This window comes from Luteimonas sp. GW821-FHT14E02, assembly GCF_058803905.1.
Window position 1 is genome coordinate 178,839 of record NZ_JBXAPK010000008.1, and the last position, 23,475, is coordinate 202,313.

Annotated in this window: 21 protein-coding genes; 9 read left to right on the plus strand and 12 right to left on the minus strand. The window is 61.5% G+C overall.

The window, feature by feature from the left end; all coding sequences use genetic code 11:
* Positions 1-51: 51 nt before the first annotated feature.
* A complete protein-coding gene (locus tag AC1RNP_RS14505; RefSeq protein ID WP_493051981.1) occupies positions 52-1,125 on the minus strand; it encodes an HlyD family secretion protein in 1,074 nt (357 codons plus the stop codon).
* A 93-nt stretch (positions 1,126-1,218) separates the two neighbouring features.
* A complete protein-coding gene (locus AC1RNP_RS14510) occupies positions 1,219-2,994 on the minus strand; it encodes a PHA/PHB synthase family protein (RefSeq protein ID WP_493051982.1) in 1,776 nt (591 codons plus the stop codon).
* Positions 2,995-3,397: 403 nt separating this feature from the next.
* Here AC1RNP_RS14510 and AC1RNP_RS14515 point away from each other — a divergent pair, with 403 nt between their 5' ends.
* Positions 3,398-4,171 (plus strand): DUF4344 domain-containing metallopeptidase, encoded by a 774-nt coding sequence (locus AC1RNP_RS14515; RefSeq protein WP_493051983.1) that lies wholly within the window; start codon positions 3,398-3,400, stop codon positions 4,169-4,171.
* A 136-nt stretch (positions 4,172-4,307) separates the two neighbouring features.
* Entirely contained in the window at positions 4,308-6,674 is a 2,367-nt protein-coding gene (locus tag AC1RNP_RS14520; protein ID WP_493051984.1) for a phosphoketolase family protein, read from the plus strand.
* A 222-nt stretch (positions 6,675-6,896) separates the two neighbouring features.
* Here AC1RNP_RS14520 and AC1RNP_RS14525 read toward each other — a convergent pair whose 3' ends face one another.
* The 3 genes from AC1RNP_RS14525 to AC1RNP_RS14535 all read right to left on the minus strand — a co-directional run bounded on the left by AC1RNP_RS14525 (position 6,897) and on the right by AC1RNP_RS14535 (position 9,990).
* On the minus strand, positions 6,897-8,138 hold the full coding sequence (locus tag AC1RNP_RS14525) for an MgtC/SapB family protein (protein WP_493051985.1): 1,242 nt from the start codon (positions 8,136-8,138) through the stop codon (positions 6,897-6,899).
* A 220-nt stretch (positions 8,139-8,358) separates the two neighbouring features.
* Positions 8,359-8,868: a CDP-archaeol synthase gene (locus AC1RNP_RS14530; protein WP_493051986.1), complete on the minus strand. Its 510-nt coding sequence runs from the start codon at positions 8,866-8,868 to the stop codon at positions 8,359-8,361.
* Positions 8,869-8,874: 6 nt separating this feature from the next.
* Complete coding sequence (locus AC1RNP_RS14535; RefSeq protein ID WP_493051988.1) at positions 8,875-9,990, minus strand: zinc-dependent alcohol dehydrogenase family protein; 1,116 nt, start codon at positions 9,988-9,990, stop codon at positions 8,875-8,877.
* 144 nt (positions 9,991-10,134) lie between these two features.
* On the opposite strand from AC1RNP_RS14535, the gene AC1RNP_RS14540 reads away from it, so the two are divergent.
* Positions 10,135-11,814 (plus strand): ABC1 kinase family protein, encoded by a 1,680-nt coding sequence (locus AC1RNP_RS14540; protein ID WP_493051989.1) that lies wholly within the window; start codon positions 10,135-10,137, stop codon positions 11,812-11,814.
* A gap of 289 nt (positions 11,815-12,103) precedes the next feature.
* Here AC1RNP_RS14540 and AC1RNP_RS14545 read toward each other — a convergent pair whose 3' ends face one another.
* From AC1RNP_RS14545 to AC1RNP_RS14560, 4 genes are all read right to left on the minus strand, one after another.
* Complete coding sequence (locus AC1RNP_RS14545) at positions 12,104-12,391, minus strand: hypothetical protein (RefSeq protein ID WP_493051990.1); 288 nt, start codon at positions 12,389-12,391, stop codon at positions 12,104-12,106.
* 92 nt (positions 12,392-12,483) lie between these two features.
* Positions 12,484-12,762, minus strand: a complete 279-nt coding sequence (locus tag AC1RNP_RS14550) for a hypothetical protein (RefSeq protein WP_493051991.1) — start codon at positions 12,760-12,762, stop codon at positions 12,484-12,486.
* 93 nt (positions 12,763-12,855) lie between these two features.
* Entirely contained in the window at positions 12,856-13,065 is a 210-nt protein-coding gene (locus AC1RNP_RS14555; RefSeq protein ID WP_493051992.1) for a hypothetical protein, read from the minus strand.
* A 105-nt stretch (positions 13,066-13,170) separates the two neighbouring features.
* The gene (locus AC1RNP_RS14560) at positions 13,171-14,262 is read right to left on the minus strand and encodes a hypothetical protein (protein ID WP_493051993.1); all 1,092 of its coding nucleotides are present in this window, start codon (positions 14,260-14,262) and stop codon (positions 13,171-13,173) included.
* A gap of 296 nt (positions 14,263-14,558) precedes the next feature.
* Between AC1RNP_RS14560 and AC1RNP_RS14565 the strand changes: the two genes are divergently transcribed.
* The 3 genes from AC1RNP_RS14565 (at position 14,559) to AC1RNP_RS14575 (ending at position 17,583) form a co-directional block, all read left to right on the plus strand.
* Positions 14,559-15,644, plus strand: coding sequence for a serine hydrolase domain-containing protein (locus tag AC1RNP_RS14565; RefSeq protein WP_493051994.1), 1,086 nt, complete (start codon positions 14,559-14,561; stop codon positions 15,642-15,644).
* Between the two features lie 173 nt (positions 15,645-15,817).
* A complete protein-coding gene (locus AC1RNP_RS14570; protein WP_493051995.1) occupies positions 15,818-16,837 on the plus strand; it encodes a sensor histidine kinase in 1,020 nt (339 codons plus the stop codon).
* A complete protein-coding gene (locus AC1RNP_RS14575; protein WP_493051996.1) occupies positions 16,834-17,583 on the plus strand; it encodes a LytR/AlgR family response regulator transcription factor in 750 nt (249 codons plus the stop codon). The genes AC1RNP_RS14570 and AC1RNP_RS14575 overlap by 4 nt, the downstream gene beginning before the upstream one ends.
* Before the next feature lie 689 nt (positions 17,584-18,272).
* Here AC1RNP_RS14575 and AC1RNP_RS14580 read toward each other — a convergent pair.
* From AC1RNP_RS14580 to AC1RNP_RS14590, 3 genes are all read right to left on the minus strand, one after another.
* On the minus strand, positions 18,273-19,211 hold the full coding sequence (locus AC1RNP_RS14580; RefSeq protein ID WP_493051997.1) for a sterol desaturase family protein: 939 nt from the start codon (positions 19,209-19,211) through the stop codon (positions 18,273-18,275).
* A 9-nt stretch (positions 19,212-19,220) separates the two neighbouring features.
* Positions 19,221-19,514 (minus strand): EF-hand domain-containing protein, encoded by a 294-nt coding sequence (locus AC1RNP_RS14585; protein ID WP_493051998.1) that lies wholly within the window; start codon positions 19,512-19,514, stop codon positions 19,221-19,223.
* A gap of 107 nt (positions 19,515-19,621) precedes the next feature.
* Positions 19,622-20,146: a hypothetical protein gene (locus AC1RNP_RS14590; RefSeq protein ID WP_493051999.1), complete on the minus strand. Its 525-nt coding sequence runs from the start codon at positions 20,144-20,146 to the stop codon at positions 19,622-19,624.
* 193 nt (positions 20,147-20,339) lie between these two features.
* On the opposite strand from AC1RNP_RS14590, the gene ompR reads away from it, so the two are divergent.
* The 3 genes from ompR to AC1RNP_RS14605 are packed head-to-tail and all read left to right on the plus strand — an operon-like array spanning position 20,340 to position 23,254.
* On the plus strand, positions 20,340-21,059 hold the full coding sequence (ompR, locus tag AC1RNP_RS14595; RefSeq protein WP_493052000.1) for an osmolarity response regulator transcription factor OmpR: 720 nt from the start codon (positions 20,340-20,342) through the stop codon (positions 21,057-21,059).
* Positions 21,056-22,321, plus strand: coding sequence for an ATP-binding protein (locus AC1RNP_RS14600; protein WP_493052001.1), 1,266 nt, complete (start codon positions 21,056-21,058; stop codon positions 22,319-22,321). Before ompR ends, AC1RNP_RS14600 begins: the two co-directional genes overlap by 4 nt.
* A gap of 21 nt (positions 22,322-22,342) precedes the next feature.
* Positions 22,343-23,254 carry an alpha/beta hydrolase gene (locus AC1RNP_RS14605; RefSeq protein ID WP_493052002.1) on the plus strand — a complete coding sequence of 304 codons (912 nt, stop codon included), beginning with the start codon at positions 22,343-22,345 and terminating at the stop codon, positions 23,252-23,254.
* The last annotated feature ends 221 nt before the right edge of the window (positions 23,255-23,475 follow it).

A 23,475-nucleotide genomic window follows, 5' to 3' on the forward strand; every position in this document is an offset into this window, starting at 1 on the left:
AGCCGACGCCGGCTAAGCGCGCGACAGGTGGGGATGTAGTGGCTCCGACGTTCATTCCGGCAGCCTGATGGCCAATTCGGCGGGCCACTGCACCTGCGGATCGAGCTTGATCCAGGCGATTCCGGGCACTCCTGTCTTGACATAAGTGATGTGTTTTTTCAGCAGATCGCGATCGATCCTCGCCTTGATCCGGAACATGAGCTTCTGCCGCTCGCTGGCAGTCTCCACGGTCTTGGGTGTGAACTGCGCAGTGCTGGCGACGAACGACACAGTGGCCGGAATCACGTAATCCGATGCAGCGTCCAGCACGATTCGTACCTCACCGCCCAGCGCCACCCGGCCTGCGACGGTTTCCGGCAGGAAGAACGTCATGTGGACATCCGACAGATCCACCAGATTCAACACCTTGCCGCCGCTGCCAAGCACTTCGCCAGGCTGAGCGATGCGGTACTGCACGCGACCGTCGCGCGGGGAACGCAGTGCGGCGTCGTTGATCTCGGCATCGATCCGCGCGATCACCGCCGCAGCGGCATCGACCGCAGACTCGGCGCCGATCACCTGCGATTTTGCGGTCTCGATCGCTCCACTCGCCGCTGCGGTTTGCGCACGCGCTGTCGCCACCGCTGCGGTGGCGCTTGCCTGTTGGGTTTGCGCATCATCCAGTGCCTGTCGCGACATCAAGTTCTGTGCCGCCAACGCGCTGGTGCGCTGCAGGCGCTGGTTTGCGCCGCGCAATTCCGCCTGATATTGCGACACGGTGGCGACTGCGGCTTCATGCTGGCTCTGCTGCTGGGCGACGTAGTAGCGTGCAGTGGTGACCGCAGTGCGCGCCTGCACCAGCTGCGCGCGAGCTTCTTCGCGTTGTGCCTGCAGGGTTTGCGTGTCCATCTGCGCCAGCACCTGGCCGGAGGTAACGAACTGGCCTTCCTCAACCATCACCTCACGCAACCGTCCAGCAGTTTTAGCGGTGATGTCGATCTCGGTCGCCTCGATCCGGCCGTTGCCGCTGACGAAGCCGGGACCGGGGCCGCGCGGTCGCAGTCCGCGCCAAGCCGGCACGGCGACCGCTGCGATTACAATGAGGGCGCCGATGCGCAGAATCCAGCGACGGTATTTCTTGTCCATAGGCGGCTCAAACTCGATCAGGAGGAGAGAAGTGGATGTTGGCTGGTGACCTGTTCACTTGTTCGCCAGTCGCAATGCCACACGACACCCACGTCAGCGCGCCAACACGTAGTGCCCTGGCGCATCGTCGATCGGTTTGTAACCTTTTCTCGCCGCACCGATCCGTGGCGGTGCCGTTGGCGTTCCGGAATTTGCTTGCAGCCATGCGACCCATTCCGGCCACCAACTGCCGTCGCGTTGCGGCGCCTTCTGCAACCAGTCATCGACTGCCAGCGATGGCGCATGTGCGGCGCGCGTCAGGACTTGATAATGGCGGTGTGGATGACCAGGCTCGCTGACGATGCCGGCGTTGTGGCCGCCAGAGGTCAACACGAATGTAACGTCGCCGACGACCTGATTGTGGATCATGTATACCGAGCGCCAGGGCGCGACATGGTCGGTTGACGTGCCAACACTGAATACCGGCACGTCGATGTCGTTGAGTTCCACCGGCTTGTCTCTCACCGGATAGCGTCCGTTGCTTAATTCGTTTCCAAGATACAAGCGACGCAGGTATTGCGAATGCATTCTCGCCGGCATCCGCGTGGTGTCGGCATTCCAAGCCATCAGGTCGTTCATCAGCCGGCGTTCGCCGAGTAGGTATTCGTTGACCAGCCGGGACCACAGCAGGTCGTTTGAGCGTAGCATCTGGAACGCACCGGCCATCTGCGCGGCAGTCAGGTAGCCGGTCTGTTGCATCTGCGCTTCTAGCAGGCTGATCTGGCTTTCATCGATGAATAGCGCCAGTTCACCTGGCTCGGAGAAATCCGTCTGGGCCGCCAACAGCGTCATTGTTGCCAGCCGCTGCTCGCCGTCGCGGGCCATTGCCGCCGCTGCGATAGCCAGCAATGTCCCCCCCAGACAGTAGCCAACGCCGTGAACCTGCCGTCCAGGCATGATGGTGTTGATCGCAACCAGCGCGGCGTCGACACCAAGGTCCAGGTAGTCATCCATGCTCAGGTCGCGATCGTCTGCATCCGGATTCTTCCAGGAGATGCAGAACACGGTGTGTCCGTGGTCCAACAGATACCGGATCAGTGAATTGTGCGGCGACAGATCGAGAATGTAGTACTTCATGATCCAGGCCGGGATTGCCAGGACCGGTTCAGGATGCACTTTGGCGGTGGTTGGTGCGTATTGGATCAGTTCGATCAGACGGTTCCGGAAGACAACCTTGCCTGGAGTGACGCCGAGATCGCGGCCGACTACGAATGCCTCGGCACCGACAGGGGGAGAGCCGGCGAATTGGCGTATCAGGTCGTCGAGCCAGTTCGATGCGCCTCGGATGAGGTTGGCGCCTCCTTCTTCCAGCGTGCGCTTGAGCACTACCGGATTGGTCGGTAGCAGATTGCCCGGTGAGAAGACGTCCAGCCACTGCCGTACGGCAAACGCGGTCACATGCTCATGGTGGCGCGAGACACCGCTTACTCGATGCGTGGCGCCATTCCACCATTGCTGGTGCAACAGAAACGACTGGTGCAACAGATTGAATGGCCACTGCTGCCATTCCGCGGCGGTAAAGCGCCGGTCGGTGACGGGCGACTCGACACAAGCATGCGCTGCACCGGGGGCGGCTATCAGGCATTCGTGCAGATAGCGACCGAACTGTTCCGCCTGCGTCAGCGCCAGCCGGGCCAGGTCCATGCGCTTGCCAGGTGAAATGGCCAGGTGCAAGGCCCAATCGGTAAAGGCTAGCTGCAATGCTTCCAGGGAAATGGATGAGTTCAGCCGCGCTTGCAAGGCGCGGACTTGAGAATCTAGTGAATCCGCGCCAGCGACGGGGGGGCTATCCACACGTTCCTCGGGGGTATCGTCGTCAAACGGAAGCATTTCCGATGAGCCACGGTCATGACATGACCTGGATCAAGATTGCTGATCGAAAAAGGTGGATAGTCGCCTCACTAATCTAGTCATCGACGTCATGATCAGGGCTGGCAGCCCAGCGTCTACTGCATCGATGGGTGCTGGCCGCACTGTTGCCTTGCGGGTGCTATCGGGACTTTTCTAGCGCAGTCAAAGAATAGGGATGCAAGTGCCATTTAGAGTCTCAATCGCCTGCTGGTTGATGGGTTTGACCACAATCGCATGCAGCGGGTGTGCGAATGTGGGGAGGCTGGAGATTGTCAAGACGCTACCGATTGCTGAGCAGGAGAGCGTCCCGCGCATGCCGTCACAGGCTGCAGTGCGAGTTAGAGCGAGAGCACATGGCAAAGGGGAAGAGCCTGCCGGCCCGATGTTCGAATACGCATATGTCGAACCAAAATCGCCAGATTTGCAGATGATCTATACACGCGTGAGCGAGGTTGATCTGCTGCGCCACATGCCGGAGGTACGGGCGATTGACGGGATGTTTCGATTGCCGCGTCGTTTACGTTATGTCACCACGGAATGCGGCGAGTTCGGTGCCTTTTACAGGTCAGAAGCAGCCGAGATCATGCTCTGCTACGAGACTCTGAGGACGTTATATGAGCGCGGACAAGAAGAGCAGGAGGCAGGTCATCTTGTGCAGGACTATCCTCTACGCTATACCCGCGCCAATGTGCGCTTCATCGTGTTGCACGAGACGGGTCATGCGTTGGTCGACATGCTCGATTTGCCGATTACCGGCCGACAAGAGGATGCAGTTGATCAGCTGGCGGGAATGCTCATGCTCCATTTTAGCGGCTTGGATGAGGCGCCTGAGCAGGTTATCGAGAACCTTCGCATGGCGGCCAACTGGATGCTGGCGCAAAGTACGGGGGCGTATAACCTGGATGCCTATGCTGACGAGCACGCGCTTGGCGAGCAGCGCTACTTCAACCTGCAGTGCCTGATATATGGAACCAACCCGATCAAGTACGGCGATATCGTCAGCGCTGGCGACCTGACACCGGCGCGCGCAAAGATTTGTCCTCGGGAAACGCGGGCAGTCGGTCGCGCTTGGCTGCGTTTGCTTCTGCCGCACTTGGCGCCAAAGTACGAGATGACCGAGGTCGACGCGATTCGCTACTTCGAGCGTCGGCGGTGAATGCTTCCGCCCATCGGAAGATGAAGGCCCGCGCAGACAACTGGCGGGGCGTTTGACAATGTGCGACTGATCTTATGGATCAGAGCCGGAAAATCTATCGATCTACGGATCTTTGCCTCCCCTATGATGGATTGCTATGGATATTCTGTCGCCAGAACGCAGGAAATTGATGCACGCTTGGTGGCGTGCTGCAAATTATTTATCCGTTGGCCAAATCTATCTGCGAGACAATCCGCTGCTGGAAGAGGCTCTGACGCGTGAGCACATCAAACCGCGGCTGCTCGGTCACTGGGGTACCACGCCGGGATTGAATTTCATCTACGTGCACCTCAACCGGCTCATCGTCGATCACGATCTTGACATGATCAACATTATCGGGCCTGGACATGGTGGGCCGGCGCTGGTGGCGTCGACCTATCTTGAGGGTACCTATGGCGAGATCTATCCCGATATCGGTGCAGACCGCGAAGGTATGCGCAAGCTGTTTCGACAGTTTTCCTGGCCTGGAGGTGTTCCTAGTCACGTGGCGCCCGAAACGGCCGGCTCCATTCATGAAGGTGGCGAACTGGGCTATGCGCTCCTGCACGCGTATGGGGCCGCATTCGACAACCCGCAACTAATCGTCGCCTGCGTGGTGGGCGATGGCGAGGCGGAAACCGGCCCGTTGGCGGCGAGCTGGCATTCATGCAATTTCCTCAATCCCATCAACGATGGTGCAGTACTTCCGATCCTGCACTTGAACGGCTACAAGCTCGCCAATCCGACTTTGCTCGCGCGCATAGGGGACGAGCAGCTCGCTGAGTTGATGCGCGGTTACGGTTATGAACCCCATTTCGTGATAGGGGATGCCCCGGATGCGATGCATGAACAGTTCGCCGCCACTCTGGAGACGGTGTTGACCGCCATCCGCGGCATCCAGTCGCAAGCTCGCGCGCCCGGTGCGGAGCGCCCGCCGAAGCGACCGCGTTGGCCGATGATCGTATTCAAGACGCCGAAGGGCTGGACCGGCCCCAAGATCGTGGATGGCAAGAAAGTGGAAGGCAGCTGGCGTTCTCATCAGGTGCCGATCGCAGAATTCGAGACGCCAGGACACGTCGAACTGCTCAATCGGTGGCTACGAAGTTATCGGCCGGAGGAATTGTTCGATGCCGATGGAAAACTTCGCGAGGAAATCGCTGCCATCGCGCCTCGCGGCGAACGGCGCATGAGCGCGAACCCGCACGCCAATGGAGGCTTGTTGCTGAAACCTTTGGTTCTTCCGGATTTCCGTGATTTCGCGGTTCCCGTTTCCAGTCCGGGGGGCGACAATGCGGAAACTACCCGTGTGCTGGGGGGCTATCTCGCCGAAGTGATGCGGCAGAACCTGGCGAGCCGGAATTTCCGCGTGTTCGGTCCCGACGAAACGGCATCGAATCGGCTAAGCGAAGTCGTGGAGGTGACGGGCAAGACATGGATGGCGGAGATAGAGAAAGGCGAGGCCGATCTGGCGGCCGATGGCCGGGTGATGGAGGTGCTCAGCGAGCACCTATGCCAAGGTTGGCTGGAAGGCTATCTGTTGACAGGACGCCACGGCCTGTTCTCCTGCTATGAAGCCTTTATCCACATCGTGGACTCGATGTTCAACCAGCACGCCAAATGGCTCAAGGTCTGTCGTCAATTGCCATGGCGCAAGCCCGTGGCATCGCTGAACTATCTGCTGACTTCGCACGTGTGGCGACAGGACCATAATGGATTCACCCATCAGGACCCTGGTTTTCTAGACGTGGTTGCCAACAAGACTTCTAACGTCGTTCGCATTTATCTGGCGCCTGATGCGAACTGCCTTTTGTCGATTACCGATCACTGCCTGCGCAGCCGCGATTACGTGAACGTAATCGTGGCTGGAAAGCAGCCACAACCGCAGTGGCTGGACATGGGCGCGGCGATAGCGCATTGCGGCATGGGAGCGGGTGTTTGGGAGTGGGCCAGCAATGACGGCGGCGATCCCGATGTGGTGCTCGCCTGCGCTGGCGACGTGCCGACGATGGAGGTCTTGGCCGCGGTGACGCTTCTGCGTGAATACGTGCCGGACATGCGGATCCGCGTAGCCAACGTCGTCGACTTGATGGCGCTACAGCCGCCCACAGAACATCCGCATGGGCTGAGCGACGAAACATTCGATGCAATATTCACCCGGGATCGGCCGGTGGTGTTCGCTTTTCACGGTTACCCGTCGTTAGTTCATCGCCTGATTTATCGGCGGCACAACCACGACAATTTTCACGTGCGGGGGTACAAGGAGGAAGGCACAACCACCACGCCATTCGATATGGCGGTACTCAATAGCATCGATCGTTATCGCCTGGCATATGATGCGATCTATCGGGTTCCACGATTGAGGCATCTGATCGATGAAGCGAGATTGCGTTACGACCAGTCGATCAGTCGGCACAAGGCATATATCCATGAGCACGGCGAAGATCTTCCGGAGATACGCGAGTGGCGCTGGATTCCATGGCGCTGATTCATTTGTCCTCTCGGACCATGCCCGCGCTCAATGCGGGTTCGTTTTCCTGGGATTCGGTTTCTTCTCGATCGTTTGGAAACCGGTCAAAGCATTTCTGGTGAGTTTGGCGAAAACGCGATGTGCGATGGAGACGGAGCTTTCGCCTGGCGCTAATCTTCAAAGGATTATCAGCAGGCTGGGGCGGATTCGTTCGTATCACGCGATCGACACGAATACCGGCTAAGCAAGTGTCAGATATTGGGCGAGAATAAAGGTGGCCACCATGATGGCCACGCCTGGTACAAGGCGCCAGCCGAAGGGTCCTCCGCCGGTCGAGAACGCGACTACTAGCTTAACCACCGAATTGGTGGTCAGGGCACTGGCCAACGCCCATGCCGCAGCCTCCGGTGTGATTCGGTTTTCCGCTGCGAGCTGGGCAGCCGCAGCTGCAGCGGCATGGACATCCGCTAGTCCAGAAGCAGCTAGAGTCCAGGGAAGCGCCCTATCATCGAACCAATCGAGCGCAGCAGCCGAAACAAGCAATGCGGCTGCTACGATCGCGACGAAAGTCAATATATGCTTGACCCCAAACGGCCGACCAACGAGTGTCTTGGCCGTTTCTTCATGTTCTTCCGTATGGACACTGTAAAAGAGGGTGATTAGAGCGACGGCAAGGCCTGACGCGATCAATGGCAATGCAATGACGCGTAGCAGGGGCGGGGATAATGCGCCAGTAACCAAAGCGAGCTGGATGATGGTGCTCACGTTAGATATGAGTGCTGCCCCGGCATAAGCACGTGACAGAACCGGTTGGGCGCGCCTTTGCGTGCCCATCGCCGCGATGGTCGCGGTACTGGAGACGAATCCACCGGCCAACCCTGCCAAGAGGAGGCCTTTTCGTGCTCCCAAGGTCCGTAGCGCAATGTGACCGCCAGTGTTGAGTGCCATCATGATCAGCGCTAGGAGCCAGAGCCGGCGTGGATTTAGCGCGTGCCAAGGATCAATGGCATGATCGGGAAGTAACGGCAGTATGATCGCGGCGCCGCCGGCGAGTAGCAGCGCATCGTGTAACTCCTGTTCGCTAAGTACTTTGTTTACGAAGCTATGTAACCTGGTCTTGGCTATGAGCAGCGCTGTGACGATGACTCCGAGGCCGGCGGACAACGCTGCATGACGCATTGCGAGCACACCAAGTAGGAACACCAGCAGTAGCGCCACCTCTGTGGTGAGCCCGGGATCGCGGCCACGGGTGGTGCGATAACTGGCAAGTGCGGCAAGCACGACGAATGTGCCCGAAACTAAGATGCCGGTCGTGCCAATGAGGTCCGAGATCGCGCCGGCCAACGCCATTAAGGTAAAAGTTCGCACGCCTGCAGCGCCGGGCTCGGTTCCTGCGCCCTTGCCGCGCTCGCGCTCGATACCGACTAGCAACCCGATGGCGAGGGCGACCAAGAGGCCGATCAATTGTGCATATTCCACCATGCGGACAGATTGCCATACTGTTTGTGCCGCGTGTGCAGGATCACCAGCAGCTGGTGCTATCTCATTGAGCTCTGACAAGTTCGGCAATGTGGTCGGTATGGATGGCGATACGAATACCCCTTCATCTTTGGGGTGCAGCCTTCAACCGAATGGAGAGTGCCAGGAAGAATGGGATGATCGGCAGCTACGACTGCAACGTCATCAACAGGGCCAGGCGGGACTACCAAGGTGTCGTCTTTATGCCCAGACGAAAGGCCACCCAATTGACCGCGATATCGCCTAGTAGCGTGACTGTCAAAATCAGGGCAAGGTCAGCCCATCCGAGTTCGGAAAAGGGGGCCGTTAGCAACAGCGCACCCAGTACAAAATCCAGTTGGTCAAAAGGAATCCATCGGGCTCCTGAGGGGAGGCCGCGCAGACGCTTGAAGTAGCTCTTGAGGCTGTCGCCCGTCATGGCTCCAACGCCAAATGCCAATCCCAACCAGGGCCAATGGGCGTAGTCGACCAATGAAAAGGGCGCATCGATCATGGCCTGCGTCGCGGTAGTCGCCACCGCAGCAAGAACGCCCATCACATAGCCGATGACGGTCTTATGACTGCCCAGGGAGCGCGCATGAATTGGGCGGTTCCACCCCTTCCAGTAGCGCGCGAAAGGCGGCGCCATGTTGGCGAAATAGGCTGGGGCAATGAAATACAACAGCTGCAACAATCGATCAGCAAGTTCAACCATTACGAGTCACTCAGGAATCAGCACGGCGGCACCTTCGAACCGGCCTTCGCGCAGATCTTCCAAGGCCACATTAGCGTCGGCCAGCGGATACTTGCGTGTGTGCGTATGCACGCCGGCAGCGGCGGCAGTTTTGAAGAAGGTACCGGCATCGTGGCGCGTCAGGTTGGCCACTGACACGAGTTGGCGTTCCCCCCAAAGCAGTCGGTAGGGGAATTCTGGGATATCGCTCATGTGGATACCGGCGCATATCACGCGACCGCCTTTTCGTACAGATTCCAGTGCTGCGGGTACAAGTTTTCCCACGGGTGCGAACAGAATCGCTGCATCCAGGAGCTCTGGCGCCTGTTGGTCGGAATCCCCAGCCCAACAAGCGCCAAGCGAGCGGGCGAACGACTGTGTTGCCTGATCGCTGGTGCGAGTGAACGCAAAAACGCGTACGCCTTGCCAGCATGCGATCTGTGTGACGATGTGGGCCGCCGCGCCGAAACCGTAGATGCCCAGGCGTTTACATGGCCCGGCAGCATTCAATGCGCGCCATCCGATCAAGCCAGCGCAGAGTAGTGGGGCGATCGAGGTGGGGTCCGTCCATGGTGGCCTTAAACGTATGCAGTAATCGGCACTGGCTAGGAGATGGGTGGCGTATCCACCATCTCGGGTGCAGCCGGTGAACTGGGCGGTGTCGCACAGGTTTTCGTGATTGTGTTTGCAGTAGTCACACAGGCCGCAGGTATGTGCCAGCCACGGAACACCGACACGATCTCCCAGTCTAAGCGAACGGACCCCCGCCCCCAGTGATTCGACGATCCCGACCACCTCGTGTCCCGGAACGATCGGATAGATGGTCTGCGGCAACTCGCCATCCATCACATGCAAGTCGGTACGGCATACCCCGCAAGCTTCAACGCGAATTCGTACTTCACCAACCATGGGGTCTGGAAGTGTCCGCATAGTGGCAACCAACGCATCGCCAGGCTTGCGCAGAAGCATTGCCTGGCTTTCGATTTGCATCGCAAACCGCCCCTCAAAAAAGGTTAAAGAGATCTTGGAGGACCATGACATAGATCTCATATTGCGATGTTGCACTATCGTGGCGTCGCCAGAAGAAGCTTTGATCTCAATCAACCATATGGATCTCATCCTGAGATGCCGGGAGATCATTGATGCAGATCAATTGTTCGGATGGTCAGAGACATAGTCTCTACAGGTAGACGCCCAGATCGATGGCGAAGTGAGCAGAGAAGTAACAAAGACGGGAGCCATTCGGCCATGTGGGAAACGCTGATCGCTGCTCATGACTTGGGTCGGCTTCAGATGCTGTCCGCGATTCTGGTTCGTCATGGCTTCGGTGACTTGGTTCGCCGATTGGGGTTGGAGCGGGCACTGGCTCGACTCGATAAGGTCTTGCCGCTGAATCACATAGAAGAAATGGTGGCACTGCCGCCCCATGTTCGGGTGCGACGGGCCCTGGAGGAAATGGGGCCTTGTTTCGTCAAGTTGGGACAGGTTCTGGCGACGCGTGTCGACCTGTTTCCGCCGGAGTGGATTGCCGAGTTCAGCAGATTGCAGAACGCCGCGCCCTCGGTCGCTTTCGAAGCTATTCATGTTGAGATGACTCAAGCGTTGGGGCGTGCTCCTGAATCGGATTTCCTTTGGCTCGACCCGGAACCGCTGGCGGCTGCTTCGATCGCCCAGGTTCATCGCGCCCGCCTCCACGATGGGCAAGACGTGGTAGTGAAGGTTCGGCGTCCCGGCATTCGTCCATTGATCGAGGCGGATCTGAGGCTTCTTCAATTCGCGGTGAACAAATTTGAAAGAAGATTTCCAGAGCTTCGCCGCTTCAATCCGGTCGGTGTGGTGCGCCAATTTCGTGCATCATTGTTGCGCGAACTCGATTTGGCGGCAGAGTGCCGACACGCCGAGCGCGTCGCTGCGAGCTTTGTGGATGAAGATAAGATCGTCGTGCCCAGGGTGCACTGGTCATTCACTAGCGAACGGATGAATGTCCAGGATTTCATCGACGGCATTCCGGTAGCCGATATCTCAGCATTGGAAGCAGCAGGGGCAGATCGCAAGGAAATTGCACGTACCGGAGCGCGGGCAGTTCTGAAAATGGTTCTGGAGGATGGCTTTTTCCACGCTGATCCCCATCCAGGCAATGTCTTCGTACTGCCGTGCGCGCGCATAGCAGTCATCGACTTTGGCATGGTCGGGCGGCTGTCGCCCACACGTCGCACAGAAGTTGTGAGTTTGCTGTTCGGGCTGGTCGAGCACGATCCCGAGCGCGTTACCGAGGTGCTGCTTGAGTGGACTCAGCAGTCAGATGTCGACGAACTGCAACTGGCCATGGACATTGATGCGTTCGTCGATCACTACCATGGCGTGCCATTAGGCCAGCTGGATCTGGCAGGAATGCTGATGGAAATAGCGACACTGCTTCGGTCACACCGTCTAATGCTCCCCGCCGATCTGGCTTTGCTGATCAAGGTCTGCCTGACGTTGGAGGGGTTGGGACGCACCCTCGATCCAGACTTTGATATGGCGCGTCAAGCGCAGCCCTTCTTGCGCAGCGCGATGACCGCACAGCTTGGTCCGCGGGCAGTAGCGAGACGCGGCATCCATGCTTTGATCGATACCGCGGGCTTGTTGGCCGCATTGCCTCAGGAGTTGCGACGGCTTCTGCGTGCCGTGCGTGGTGGAAATGCTCGATTGCACTTGCAAATGGAACATCTGCCTGAATTCAGTCGTCAGGTTAGTCACTCGGCCAATCGCATTGCAGGCAGCCTAGTGATCGCAGCGTTGATCATCGGTTCGTCGACTGCCATGACGGTCAAGGGAGGGCCGACTCTGTTGGGTTTGCCGTTCTTTGGCCTGCTGGGGTTTATTGGTGCGTCAATCGTAGGTCTTTGGCTGCTGTGGTCGATATTTCGTAGCGGTGGCGGGCGATAGCATGGGCGATTTTCACGCTCATCCAGCCATTGATTTGGACCAAATCCACTCATTGGGAATGGTTTACCGTAGCTCAGCCGCAAGGTAGCCGCGCAGTGTCGAGGAGAACATGGCGACAATGAATGATGGTGAGGGCGGTAAAGGAGGCGACAGGCAGAGTCTAGGACAAAAGAAAAAGCCAGGCATTGCTCGACCGCCAGCAGGCGCGCTTAGCGCTGTGGCTGATCCGGCAGCAGCACAAGCGACCCGGCGGCCACCAGGACCGCCAGCACCAGCGCAGGCAGGCTAGCTAGCCGGCAGAGCGGAACGCATATACGCCTGCCACGATATGCTGATAACTGGGGTCTTCGTCGTGTCTTGGCTTGAACTTTGATGACGGATCAAGAATGAACAGCCCTTGCGCCTCAACAAAGAATTCATAGGTGTGGATGTAGACACCGTTGTAATTGCGGATCACACGCAACGGTTTAAGCGCTGACACGGATTGCGGCCAGTCCGATGCAGGGATGTCCCCTTGTTCATGGCGCAGCAATTGGCTGCTCTCCTTCGCGATCGCTTCGGCCTGCTGCTTGGACACGCTGGGCACACACCCTGTCAGCGCGAATGCTAAGAGGAGGGAATAGAACCAATGCTGTGACCGCATGTCCTGTGCGCTCCAACTGTGGCGGGCTATGAGAACAGGCCTAAAGCAATGCCGATCAGGATCAGCGCGCCGCCGATCAATCCTAACCAGTCAATGAGCGTCCAGCGTGGCGCACCCGCGCCGAATGGTTTCAGGAAGGAAACCGGATGGAAAAACGCCTGCGGGACAGCCAGCAGGCAGCCAGCGCCAACGACGAGCGGGTATAGCACCATGCCATTCTGGTGAAAGTAGGTGGCGACGTTGTAGATGCCCCCCGCTGTCAATATGATCGACCAGAACCAACCGCGCCCCTGTGTGCCGTTCATTGATGCCCCTGCATCCGGTATCCGAAGGGATTCTAACCAAAGAAAAGGCCGGACGTTGCCCGGCCTGTTTTCAATTCCCGTTGTCGGCAGCGGTTAGCGCCGTGGCCGATCCGGCAGCAGCACGCATCCCACCAGTGCCGTCAGCACAGCCGCGTAGAACACGCTCCGTGCGCTCGCCAGCGCGGCAGGAACACCGCGCCACAGATCGCCAGCCAGACCGCACGCAGGGCCGTCGGTCAGATCGTGAACGCTGATGAGGCCATCAGGTGCGATGACGGCAATGCTGGTGGACGGCCTGTTCAATGGTGCACGACGCGGTTGTCGATGCCTCACGCGCCTGCCTTGGATGCGCCGTATCGTCGAGAAAGTTGGGAATTGGCGATGAGAATTCTTCCGATTCTTGTGTCCTCATCTGGCGCTTCTCTTCATGGTGGAAAGATTGCAGTTGTCTCCTGCCATCTGGTAATCAAAAAGACGCCCGCCGCTCTTCTTTCCGCCCTCGCGAAGAACGAAAGTGAGCTCGCACTCGCGTAGCTCGCCTGTCACGGCTACATGCCCATACTTGGAAACAACGTTCGCGACGCGCTCATCCTTCTCGCCGTAGTACACCCACAGTCGATTCCCGCCAACTTGTCGCTCATCATCGGGGTAACCCATGACCTCGATGATCTCTGGCTCGCTCCATCCTTTCATGCTAAGGACGAGCTCTTGGAATTGCTTGGGATAGCTCTTCTTGCTGAAGTTGCGGTCCACTTGGGCCATGAACGATTCCTCCGCATGAGAGGATTCAATATCCCTTCGCAACGCTTGCTCTTTACCCCGCATCTCGGACTGGATTGCCTCTCCGCGCGTAATGGCCTCCTTCCTGAGGCGATCGAGTTCAGCAGGTGACTTGTCCGTGGTGAACTCTGGTTCCGCCCCATCTCGCCAGAGCGTGGAGAAAGAGAGGTCATTGAGCCCCATGGGCAGAACATGGTCGCCCACCACGACCAGGCCAAGCTTGTTCAGTTCATCCTGCCCGGTGCCTCGGCGTCTGTCGGCCTCGAGCGCCTTCTTCCAGCGCGCTTCATCGCAGGCCAATAGCCTGGCCTGCGCCTGCCATGGTGCGGTTATGTCGCCCCAGTCCTTCCCGGGAACCTGTTGCTTTCGACCGTTCTTGCGGTAGTGCTGCTCCTGCTGGGTGATCCGCATCTGCTGACTGCCGCATTGGAACTCCAGGGTGAACATCGTCAACCAGGGGCCTCCAGCGGACTCATGAATCTCATTGACGCGTATCTGGTTGACCTTCGTGGCCGCTTCGGCCTTGATCGGATCGCCAGTGCGCTGTAGCTCGGCGAGAAACGCCTCGGGCGACGTCCGGCTCTGAATGTCGTCGAACGCCGCGTAGTAGACGGTTCTGTCCGGTTTCTGCCCATCGGCGTAGACCATCATCCACATGCCGGCCCTGGCCGGAACCGCGGTCAGGAGAAGCAATGAAATCGAAAGAGCGGCAAGCTTCATGGATAGGATCCGTCCTGGAGTCGTGAGTACGCATGAGGTCAAGTCGCCATGCGTGCGATCAGGGAATATGGTCGCCCAGAACTCCGCGGGGCGACGGCGCCCTGGCGCACGCAATGCACGGCTCAGCGCCAACGTCGAAGTTCCCTGACGGCCATCGCTTCGACATCTGGCATCGTTCCGTCCATCGGCAGGCCCCCCATTCAACCTGAGGGATAAGGAAAATGAAGATCGCAAGACGCAGCCTGATCGCAGCGGGCGCAGGACTCACTGGCGGACTGCTGCTCGCTCCGGGTCCGATGGGCCTGCTTGCGCGAGCAACGACACCGGCAACGTCGAACCCGGCGCTGAGGGCCATCATCGACGCTGCTGTGGAATCGCAGAACGCGCCGGGCGTCGCCCTCGCGGTGTGGCGAGATGGCACGGAGGCGTATTCGTGCTACGCGGGGTACGCCAACCTGGAGGCGCGGAGCCGTGTGACCGCCGACAGTGTCTTCCGCATCGGATCACTTACCAAGCAGTTCGTCGCGGCGTTGCTTCTGAAGCTCGAATCGCAAGGCCAACTGTCGCTGGGCGATCCCGTACAGCGCTATCTGGCCTTCCTGCCCGCCAGCGAACCCTTCTCGATACGCGAGTTGCTCCAACACACGGCCGGTGTCAGTGACGGCGAATACACCACGGAGAACGTATCTTCCCAACTCGCCCAGGCCGAGCGGATCGCGCAAATGAAGCCGTTCTTCGACTTCGCCCCCGGCACCGCCTGGCGCTACAGCAATGCCGGCTACATCCTGCTGGGCGGCGTCATCGAGAAAGTTACGGGGCTCCCGTTGGCAACCGCAGCGTCCAAGCTCCTGTTCGAGCCGCTCGGCCTGACCCGGACTGCGTTCGATAATCCTGCCGACGTTGTGGTGGGACGCGCATCGGGCTACACGCCGACAGGCGTGCAGGCTTCGCCGTTTCACAACGCGGAATATCTCGACGTGTCGCTTGCCGGAGCCGCGGGGGCGATGCGCTCGACGGCCAGCGACCTGTGTCGATGGCTCACCTTGTTGTTCCGCGGCCGCTACCTGCCCGCACCGAGCGTTCAATCCATGCTGGCCCCGGCACGGCTCCGCGATGGCGCCCTGGCGGGCACCAGGCGGCACGATCCGCAGGCGCAGGGCATGGGCGATACGCAGTACGGGCTGGGTTTCATGCTGGATTCGCACACGATCGATGGCAAGCCCGTCGCCGGCCATCATGGCGGCATTTATGGTTTCGCCGCCTATCTCGCATGCCACCCTTCCAGCGGCCTGTCGTATGCCTGCCTGTGCAACGCCGACACCCATCCCGGACTCCCCCTGCGCGATGTGCGCAGGCAGGTGATGGGTTCCGTCCTGGCATAGATGAAGGTCGCATCGGAGCGCGCGCCGGGTCGCCATGGGGCCTGCTGGGCTGACGTATATTTAGGTCGTTCGTTACGGGGCACTCTGCGATGTCGATCCACCATGGCCGATCCGAGGTCCCGCTTCCCCCCGTTTGGCTGCCTGTCGCGGCGAGCATTCCCGTCGGGTTGTGCATGGTGGTGTTGACCCTGCCATCGATTGGCGACGAGGTCGCGGAATGGCGCCGCATGCTCTGTCTCGCACTCTATCTGCTGCTGTGTTTGCCGCTGTTGTTCCTGCAACGCACGCTTTGGCGCAGGAGAGCGCCATGGTGGGTGCTGGTCGCGGCCCTTCTGGTCGCCAGTTACGCGCTGTCCGTTGGTAGCAATATCGCAGACCTGCTGGTTTCGAGAGCGGCCGGCTGGATACCCTACAAGCCCGTGGAGCTGGCGCGGCTGGTGAAGGGCATCGATGCGTTCTGGCTGGCGCTCGTGGCGTTCTGCGCGCTTCATGCCGTGGTTTGCTATTACGTCGAGTTGGGCCACGAGAAGACCCGGGTCGCCGAAGCTAAGGCCCAGATGCGCGAGGCGGAGCTCAGAGCGCTCAGGTACCAGCTTCAGCCGCACTTCCTGTTCAATACGCTCAATGCGATCTCTTCGCTGGTGGTGTCCGGCCAAGTGGAGCAGACCCAGCAGGTCATTTCCAGGCTCGCGGACTTCCTGCGCGCGACCCTCGACGATCGGATCGCGCATGAGGTCTCTTTGGCTGAAGAAGTCGCCCTGACCGAGACCTACCTGGCGATCGAGAAGGCGCGCCTTGGCGACCGCCTGATTCTCCGCTGGAACGTGGGTGCGGACATTCTCAACAAGCGAGTCCCGCATCTGCTTCTGCAACCCTTGGTCGAGAACGCGATCCGGCACGGCATCGCGCTGCGCAGCGAGCCTGGCGCCCTGGAGATCGGCTTGCGGCAGGAGAGGGGAAGGCTGCGGGTGATCGTCAGCAACGATGGAGAAGCCGGCGCCCTGGACGCGATGGCGGACGGATCTTCTCTGGCCGTGGGGATGCGCAACATCTCCGAGCGTCTGAGTCGATTGTATGGAGAAGCGCACGGCTTGCACGCGGCGGCCAGAGCGGATGGCGGCTTCAGTGTGGCCATCGATATTCCTCTGCGCGAGTCCGCATCGCAGGGCGCCTACTGGGAATCGAATCCATGATCCGGGTCGCCATCGTGGATGACGAGCCCCTCGCCCGGAGCGGTGTTCTCGCCCGGTTGGCGCGACACCCGGACATGCAGGTCACGGGCGAGTACGCCGATGGCAAAGCGGCCCTCGAAGGCATTCTCGAGACCGCTCCTGACCTGATTCTGCTCGACATCCAGATGCCCAATCTGGATGGATTCGGGCTGCTCGCCGAGATTCCGCAGGAGCGACGGCCTATGGTCATTTTCCTGACCGCTTACGACAACTTCGCCGTTCGCGCTTTCGATCTCAAGGCGATCGATTACATTCTGAAGCCGATCGATGGCGATCGATTCTCGGAATCGCTGGACCGCGCTCGCGAAGCATTCACCTCCCGTCAACTGGCGGGAGCCTCCCTCCATCGGAGTGAGGGCGAATTCAGGCGATGTTTCCCGATCCGCACGGGTCGACGCGTGACCTTCATCGATGTGGCCGATGTGGAGTGGATCGAAGCGAGCGGCGACTATGCGATCCTGCACACCAGCAAGAAGGAGCATTTGCTGCGCGAATCCCTGGCGGATCTCGCGCAGCAACTCGATCCGGCGCATTTCATCAGGGTGCATCGCTCGACGATCATCCGTCTGGATTGCGTGGCGGAGATGCAGGCCCTTTCGAATAGGGACGCGCTGCTCCGTTTGCGGGATGGCGCTCCACTGCGAGTCAGTCGTACCTACATCGCGGGTCTTCTCGACAGGCTTCACGAACGATCCATTCGTCGCTGATCTATGTGTTAGAGGGTCTAGGGTGTCTTGGAGGTCAGAATTTCATTACAGCTGGTGCTTGGGTCGAGAGGGGCGGAGTTGCCATTCCTGAGAGTCGTTCTCGCTTGAAAACAAATAATTCATTCAAGCCGACGCCGCTTCGCGGTGCGGTCCGATTCGAGCGTTGGCCGATGTCCGCCTCTGGCCCTGGATTCAACCCGTTTTGACGCTACGGTGAAAGGAAGCTTGAACGGAGGTCATGATTATGGAAGTGCACAGCTGACCGACGAGCAGCGTTGGGACCTCGTGGATTACATGAAAACTTTGTAAGCAGATTGATTGGCTTCGGTGTTGTCATAAGTTTGACGAGATGCGCGGTAGCCAATTATTGAAAAATATGCGAGGGGCGCATTTTTTGCGCCCCTCGCATTGTCCGATGAAAATTTTTCAATAAGATAATTCTACGTTTATGCATCGCCTCGATGCAGGCTTCGTGTGATTTCCACACATCTTTTGTTCTGTCGTAATCAGTATTCATCGATGCTGTAGCCAGACTGATCTTCGATCCGCTGGTGCACGTCCACGCGCCCGGCGTGTACCAGGGCCGGATTCATGGCGGCGGGACAGGTGTCGGCGCCTACGCCGTTCCTCGCTGTGGAGCCAAATCGATGGATAGCCATTGCTGCCTAACCCCGACCACCGGGAGCCCGTCAGCGTCCAGCGGGATGTTGATCATCAGCTGGAACGCTTACGCTTGACCCCCGCTGGCCTCGGTGCTGGGCACGCCCACGCGGCACGCCTTGGGAACTGACGTCGCCCGGCATATAGCCTGGGGGCCCGAACAGGATCATCCCCACCTGCCGCAGGCCACGCGCCCGGCGCAGGTCGCGACCCAGCTTCACCCAGGTGTGGAAGGCGATCTTCACCGGGTTGTAGCTACGCACCGGGTCCACCAGGCCGTACCGGATCGGCACGTCCGGGCGTTCCTCGCGGCAGGTGCCGAACAGCCGGTCGAACACGATCAGCACGCCTCCGTAGTTGCAGTCCAGGTATTCGGGATTGCTGGCGTGGTGCACGCGGTGGTGCGAGGGCGTGTTGAACACCCACTCGATGGCGCGCGGCAGCCGTGGGACCAGTTCGGTATGCAGCCAGTACTGGTAGAGCAGGTTCGCCGCCAGTGCGCCGACCACGTACGGCACCGGGAAGCCCAGCCAGACCAGCGGGCCGAAGAACACCGCCGCGCCGGTGAGCTTGCCGGTCCAGCCTAGGCGGTAGGCGGTGGACAGGTTGTACTGCTCGGCCGAGTGGTGCACTGAATGGTTCAACCAGAACCAGCGCACGCGATGGTCGGCGCGATGCATCGCGTAATAGCAGAGCTCCTGGCCGAGGAAGAGCGCGATCCAGTGCCACGCCTGGTCCATCGCGATCGTGCCCAGGCGGAACTCCCAGATGGCGAACAGCAGCACGCCCACCACGCCGCCCTGGATCAGCAGGCCGAGCACGGCGCGCCCGGCGGCGTCGCCGAGCGAGGCCCAGTAGCCTTTCCAGTCGTAGCGGCGTCCCCGCCGCATCAGCCATGCGGCTTCCACCGCCGCGATCAATGCGAACAGCAGCAGCGGCAGGCCGGCGAAGACGCGCATGCTATCCATGGCGCGCTCTTATTGTCCGCGCCGTTCGGCCATCTTTTGGCCGGCGGCGCGCAGTTCGTCGGGCGAGAGCTTGCCATCGCCGTTCGCATCCAGAGTGTCGAAGCGCTTGGCGACGCGTGGCAGCTTGGCGTCGGCCTCGGCCTTGTCAATCAGGCCGTCGCCGTTGGTATCGGCGGCCTTCAGGCGCTCCTGCAGCGTGACCTTCTGTTCGTCGGTCAGGGTGCGCTGTTGCGCATGGGCGGGGGCGACCAGGGCGAAGACGGACATGGCGGTGGCGAGGGGAAGCAGGATGGATCGGGACATCGGGGTTCTCCGGTGGGGAATGAAAGGCGCAGGCGCGGCGGCGCGGGAGTGCATCCGTGCGGCATAGGGGGTGCTTGGCCGCCGCGCCTGCGAAAACACTTCAGGACTCAGTGGCCGCGCGGGCAGGGGATCGTCTCGCCGCTGGCGTTGGTGCAGGTGCCGGTGTGCGACACCGTGCCGTCGGACACCGTGGTGCTGCCGTCGTAGTGGTTGCCGTTCGCGCCGGTGGCGGTGGTGCTGCGCGCGCCGGTCACGTTGCCGTCTGCATCGCGGCTGATGCCGCCGCTGGTGCTGGCGCTGCCGCCGTTGGGACCGTTCGCGTACGCGCTGCCCTGACGGCCGGCACTGCCGTCGGCACTGCGGTAGGCGCTGCCTTCGTAACCGGCGCTGCCGCCGTTGGCGCCGCTGATGCTGCCGCTGCGCGCGGCGGTCGCATTGCCCTGGCCATCGGCCTGCCAGTTGCGCTGGCGCTGGCTGTCGAAGCGCGCGTTGCTGCGCTCGGTGGCGATGCTGCCGCCCTGGGCGCTGCGCTGCACGGCGCGGCTGCGCTCGCGCGCTTCGGCATGGTTGGCGAACAGCGTGGTGGCGCACAGGGCGAAGGTGGCGGCGATCAGGAACGGGGTCTTGCTCATGGCGGAATCCTCGTCGGGGTGTGGGATGGCCGCGCAGGGGAGCGGCGGCAGGGCCACGGTAGGGCGTGCAACGCGGGCAGGTGTGTCGCGGTTGACAGCAGATGTGTCTGCCGGCCGCGCCGGAAACATCTGCTTACAAACAGGCCGTCGGCGGGGTTTGCCGGGCGTCGCGGTGCCGGGCGATAGTGGCTCCATGGAAGACGTCCTGCCCCGTGTGCTGCTGGTCGACGACGACGTGCGCTTGCGCGACCTGCTGCAGCGCTACCTGCAATCGCAGGGTTTCGACGTGCGCGGCGCTGGCGATGGCGCACAGATGCGGCAGGCACTGGACCGCGGCCACTTCGACCTGATCGTGCTGGACCTGATGCTACCCGGCGAGAACGGCCTGGAGCTGTGCCGCCGCCTGCGCGGTCAGGGCGACGCGACGCCGATCGTGATGTTGACGGCGAAGGGCGATGAGATCGATCGCGTCGTAGGGCTCGAAATCGGCGCCGACGATTACGTGCCCAAGCCGGTGAACCCGCGCGAGCTGCTGGCGCGCATCCGTTCGGTGCTGCGGCGCACGCGGCCGACGCCCGGGGCACCGCAGGTCGACGGTGGCGAGGTGGTGTTCGGGCCTTTCACGCTCGACCTAGGACGGCGCGAGCTCACCCGCAACGGCGCGCTGCTGCGGCTGACCAGCGGCGAGTTCGCGGTGTTGTCGGTGCTGCTGCGGCATCCGCGCCAGCCGCTCAGCCGCGACCGCCTGATGAGCCTGGCGCGCGGCCGCGAGCACGAGGCCTTCGAACGCAGCATGGACGTGACCATCGCGCGCCTGCGTCGTCTGCTGGAAGACGATCCACGCCAGCCACGCCTGATCCAGACCGTGTGGGGCGTGGGCTATGTGTTCGTGCCGCCGGAGGCCGTGCCATGAGATCGCCATTGCCGCGCAGCGTGTTCGGCCAGCTTGCGCTGGTGATCGCGCTGGTGCTCGCCGGCGCCAGCGTGCTGGCGCTCCTGCTCGGCCGCGAGCTCGCCACGCGGCCCGCCGCCGACCAGTTGCTGCGGGCGATGCAGGGTTTCGCCGAAGTAGTGGAAGCGCTCGATCAACACCAGCCGCATGCGCGCACGGTCGCGCAGCTGCGTGAAGCCGGATTGGAGGTCCGCAGCACGCCCCCCGCCGACGCGCGACCGCGTTTCGCGCCGTTGCTGCGCGAAATTCGCGAGCAGGCAACAGGGACCCTGGGCGCCGGCCGTGAACTGCGGATGGAGGCTGGCCGCGGATTGCGGGTGATCTGGCTGAAGCCAGCCACGCGAGAAGCGTTGTGGGTGTCGTTCGCTTATGACCGCCCGGGCACCGGCATGCGCCGCTTCTCGGTGTTGATGCTGATGGGCTGCGTGGTGCTGGTCTGGTTGGCCGCGGCCTACTTCGCCCGTCGGCTCGTGCAACCGCTGCGCCAGCTCGCGGCGGCCGCGCCGGCCATCGTGCGTGGCGATGCGCCGCCGCCCGTGCATGGGCGCGGGCCGCGTGAAGTGGCGGATCTGGCACAGGCGCTGGGCGATGCCAGTCGCGACGTGCGCGCCGCGGCGGAGGAACGCGCGTTGTTGCTGGCCGGCATCTCGCACGACCTGCGCACGCCGCTGACGCGCCTGCAGTTCGCGCTGGAGATGGTGCCGGATACCGACCCCGAGCTGACCCGCAGCATGCATCGCGACATCGTCGAGATGGACGCCATCCTCGGCCAGTTCATCGCGTTCGCACGCGATGGTCGCGACGAAGGCAGCGAGACCGTCGACCTCGCCGCGATCTGCCGCCATGCGGTCGCCGCCGCAGCCAAGGGCTGGCGCGCGGACCTGCCGGAGCACGCGCTGCTGCCCGGCAAGCCGATGGCGCTGTTGCGTGCGGTCGAGAACCTGCTGGTCAACGCCGAGCGGCATGGCGCGTTGCCATTGTCGTTGCAGCTGTGGGCCGAAGGCGCGGCGTGGGTGGTTGAGGTCGCCGACGGCGGCCCCGGTCTCTCCGCCGAGGCGGCCGAGCGCGCGCGCCAGCCCTTCGTCCACGACCAGGCGGGCGGCGGCAGCGGGCTGGGTTTGCCGATCGTCGATCGCGTGGCCCGCCAGCACGGTGGCGAGCTACGCCTGCTGCCGAATACTCCCCACGGTCTGCGTGCGCAACTGTGGCTGCGTGCAGGCTGATCCCGCCACCGAGGTGATCCGATGAAGACGATGCTGTTCCGCACCGGCCTGCTGGGCTGCGTGTTGCTGGCTGCGCTGCCCCCACTGGCCGCGCAGACCTTCCGCGAGCGCCTGCAGGACATGCGCGATGCATCGCGCCAGCCGGCAGCGCGCGCACCGACGCTGCCGACGGGTGCACGCGCGGTACGCGACGTGTCCTACGGCAACGATCCGCGCCAACGCTACGACGTCTACCTTCCCGAAGGAGTGCAGCGCGCGCCGGTGATCCTGTTCGTGCACGGTGGCGGCTGGGCGAATGGCAACAAGGACAACCCAGGCGTGGTCGAGAACAAGGCGGCGTACTGGTTGCCGAAAGGCTATGCGCTGGTGTCGATCAACTATCGCATGCGTCCCGACACCGCGCCGCTGGACCAGGCGCGCGACGTCGCGCGCGCACTGGCCGACGTGCAGAAGCGCGCGCCGTCATGGAACGCCGATCCTGCGAACGTGATGCTGATGGGGCACTCGGCCGGCGCGCACCTCGCCGCGCTGGTCGGTGCGTCCTCCAGATTATGGCGCGAGGCAGGCGCCACCCGGCCGCGCGGCGTGGTCTCGCTCGACAGCGGCGCGCTCGATGTGCCGCAGACGATGCAGAAACCGCCACTGCCCGGCATCTACGATCGCGCGTTCGGCAAGGACCGCGACGATTGGATCGCCGCGTCGCCGTACCACCAGATCAGCCGCGATGCGGTGCCGATGCTGTTCGTCTGCTCCTCGCGCCGCAAGGACGCCTGCCCGCAGGGCCGCGCGATGGCGGAGAAGGCGAAGACGCTGGGCGTAGCGATGGAGGTGCTACCGGAGGATCTCTCTCACGGCGAGGTCAACCGTCTGCTCGGCGCGCCATCCGCGTACACCGAGGCTGTCGCGCGCTTCATTGCACTGATCATGCGCTAAGGATCGAAGGTGACTTTCGACTCGATAAGTTTGGCAGCATTCCTCGTACATGGTGGGCGGTCATCAGTTTCACCATCGCTGGCGGCGATGTTTAGCTCATCACACCTGCCGGCAAATTTGTCGCCGGGGTTGGTCGCTATCTCGGGCACGGGCGTATCGCCATGCTCATCGGAATTCCTGCCTCAGCATTCAGCAAATGCCATGCACAAGCGGTAATAAGC

Bases quoted from the DNA above. Each gene is read 5' to 3' on its own strand.
- AC1RNP_RS14505 (WP_493051981.1), bottom strand. From the start codon at position 1,125: ATGGACAAGAAATACCGTCGCTGGATTCTGCGCATCGGCGCCCTCATT.
- AC1RNP_RS14510 (WP_493051982.1), bottom strand. From the start codon at position 2,994: ATGCTTCCGTTTGACGACGATACCCCCGAGGAACGTGTGGATAGCCCC.
- AC1RNP_RS14515 (WP_493051983.1), top strand. From the start codon at position 3,398: ATGTTCGAATACGCATATGTCGAACCAAAATCGCCAGATTTGCAGATG.
- AC1RNP_RS14520 (WP_493051984.1), top strand. From the start codon at position 4,308: ATGGATATTCTGTCGCCAGAACGCAGGAAATTGATGCACGCTTGGTGG.
- AC1RNP_RS14525 (WP_493051985.1), bottom strand. From the start codon at position 8,138: ATGGTGGAATATGCACAATTGATCGGCCTCTTGGTCGCCCTCGCCATC.
- AC1RNP_RS14530 (WP_493051986.1), bottom strand. From the start codon at position 8,868: ATGGTTGAACTTGCTGATCGATTGTTGCAGCTGTTGTATTTCATTGCC.
- AC1RNP_RS14540 (WP_493051989.1), top strand. From the start codon at position 10,135: ATGTGGGAAACGCTGATCGCTGCTCATGACTTGGGTCGGCTTCAGATG.
- AC1RNP_RS14550 (WP_493051991.1), bottom strand. From the start codon at position 12,762: ATGAACGGCACACAGGGGCGCGGTTGGTTCTGGTCGATCATATTGACA.
- AC1RNP_RS14560 (WP_493051993.1), bottom strand. From the start codon at position 14,262: ATGAAGCTTGCCGCTCTTTCGATTTCATTGCTTCTCCTGACCGCGGTT.
- AC1RNP_RS14565 (WP_493051994.1), top strand. From the start codon at position 14,559: ATGGGCCTGCTTGCGCGAGCAACGACACCGGCAACGTCGAACCCGGCG.
- AC1RNP_RS14570 (WP_493051995.1), top strand. From the start codon at position 15,818: ATGGTGGTGTTGACCCTGCCATCGATTGGCGACGAGGTCGCGGAATGG.
- AC1RNP_RS14575 (WP_493051996.1), top strand. From the start codon at position 16,834: ATGATCCGGGTCGCCATCGTGGATGACGAGCCCCTCGCCCGGAGCGGT.
- AC1RNP_RS14580 (WP_493051997.1), bottom strand. From the start codon at position 19,211: ATGGATAGCATGCGCGTCTTCGCCGGCCTGCCGCTGCTGCTGTTCGCA.
- AC1RNP_RS14585 (WP_493051998.1), bottom strand. From the start codon at position 19,514: ATGTCCCGATCCATCCTGCTTCCCCTCGCCACCGCCATGTCCGTCTTC.
- AC1RNP_RS14590 (WP_493051999.1), bottom strand. From the start codon at position 20,146: ATGAGCAAGACCCCGTTCCTGATCGCCGCCACCTTCGCCCTGTGCGCC.
- ompR (WP_493052000.1), top strand. From the start codon at position 20,340: ATGGAAGACGTCCTGCCCCGTGTGCTGCTGGTCGACGACGACGTGCGC.
- AC1RNP_RS14600 (WP_493052001.1), top strand. From the start codon at position 21,056: ATGAGATCGCCATTGCCGCGCAGCGTGTTCGGCCAGCTTGCGCTGGTG.
- AC1RNP_RS14605 (WP_493052002.1), top strand. From the start codon at position 22,343: ATGAAGACGATGCTGTTCCGCACCGGCCTGCTGGGCTGCGTGTTGCTG.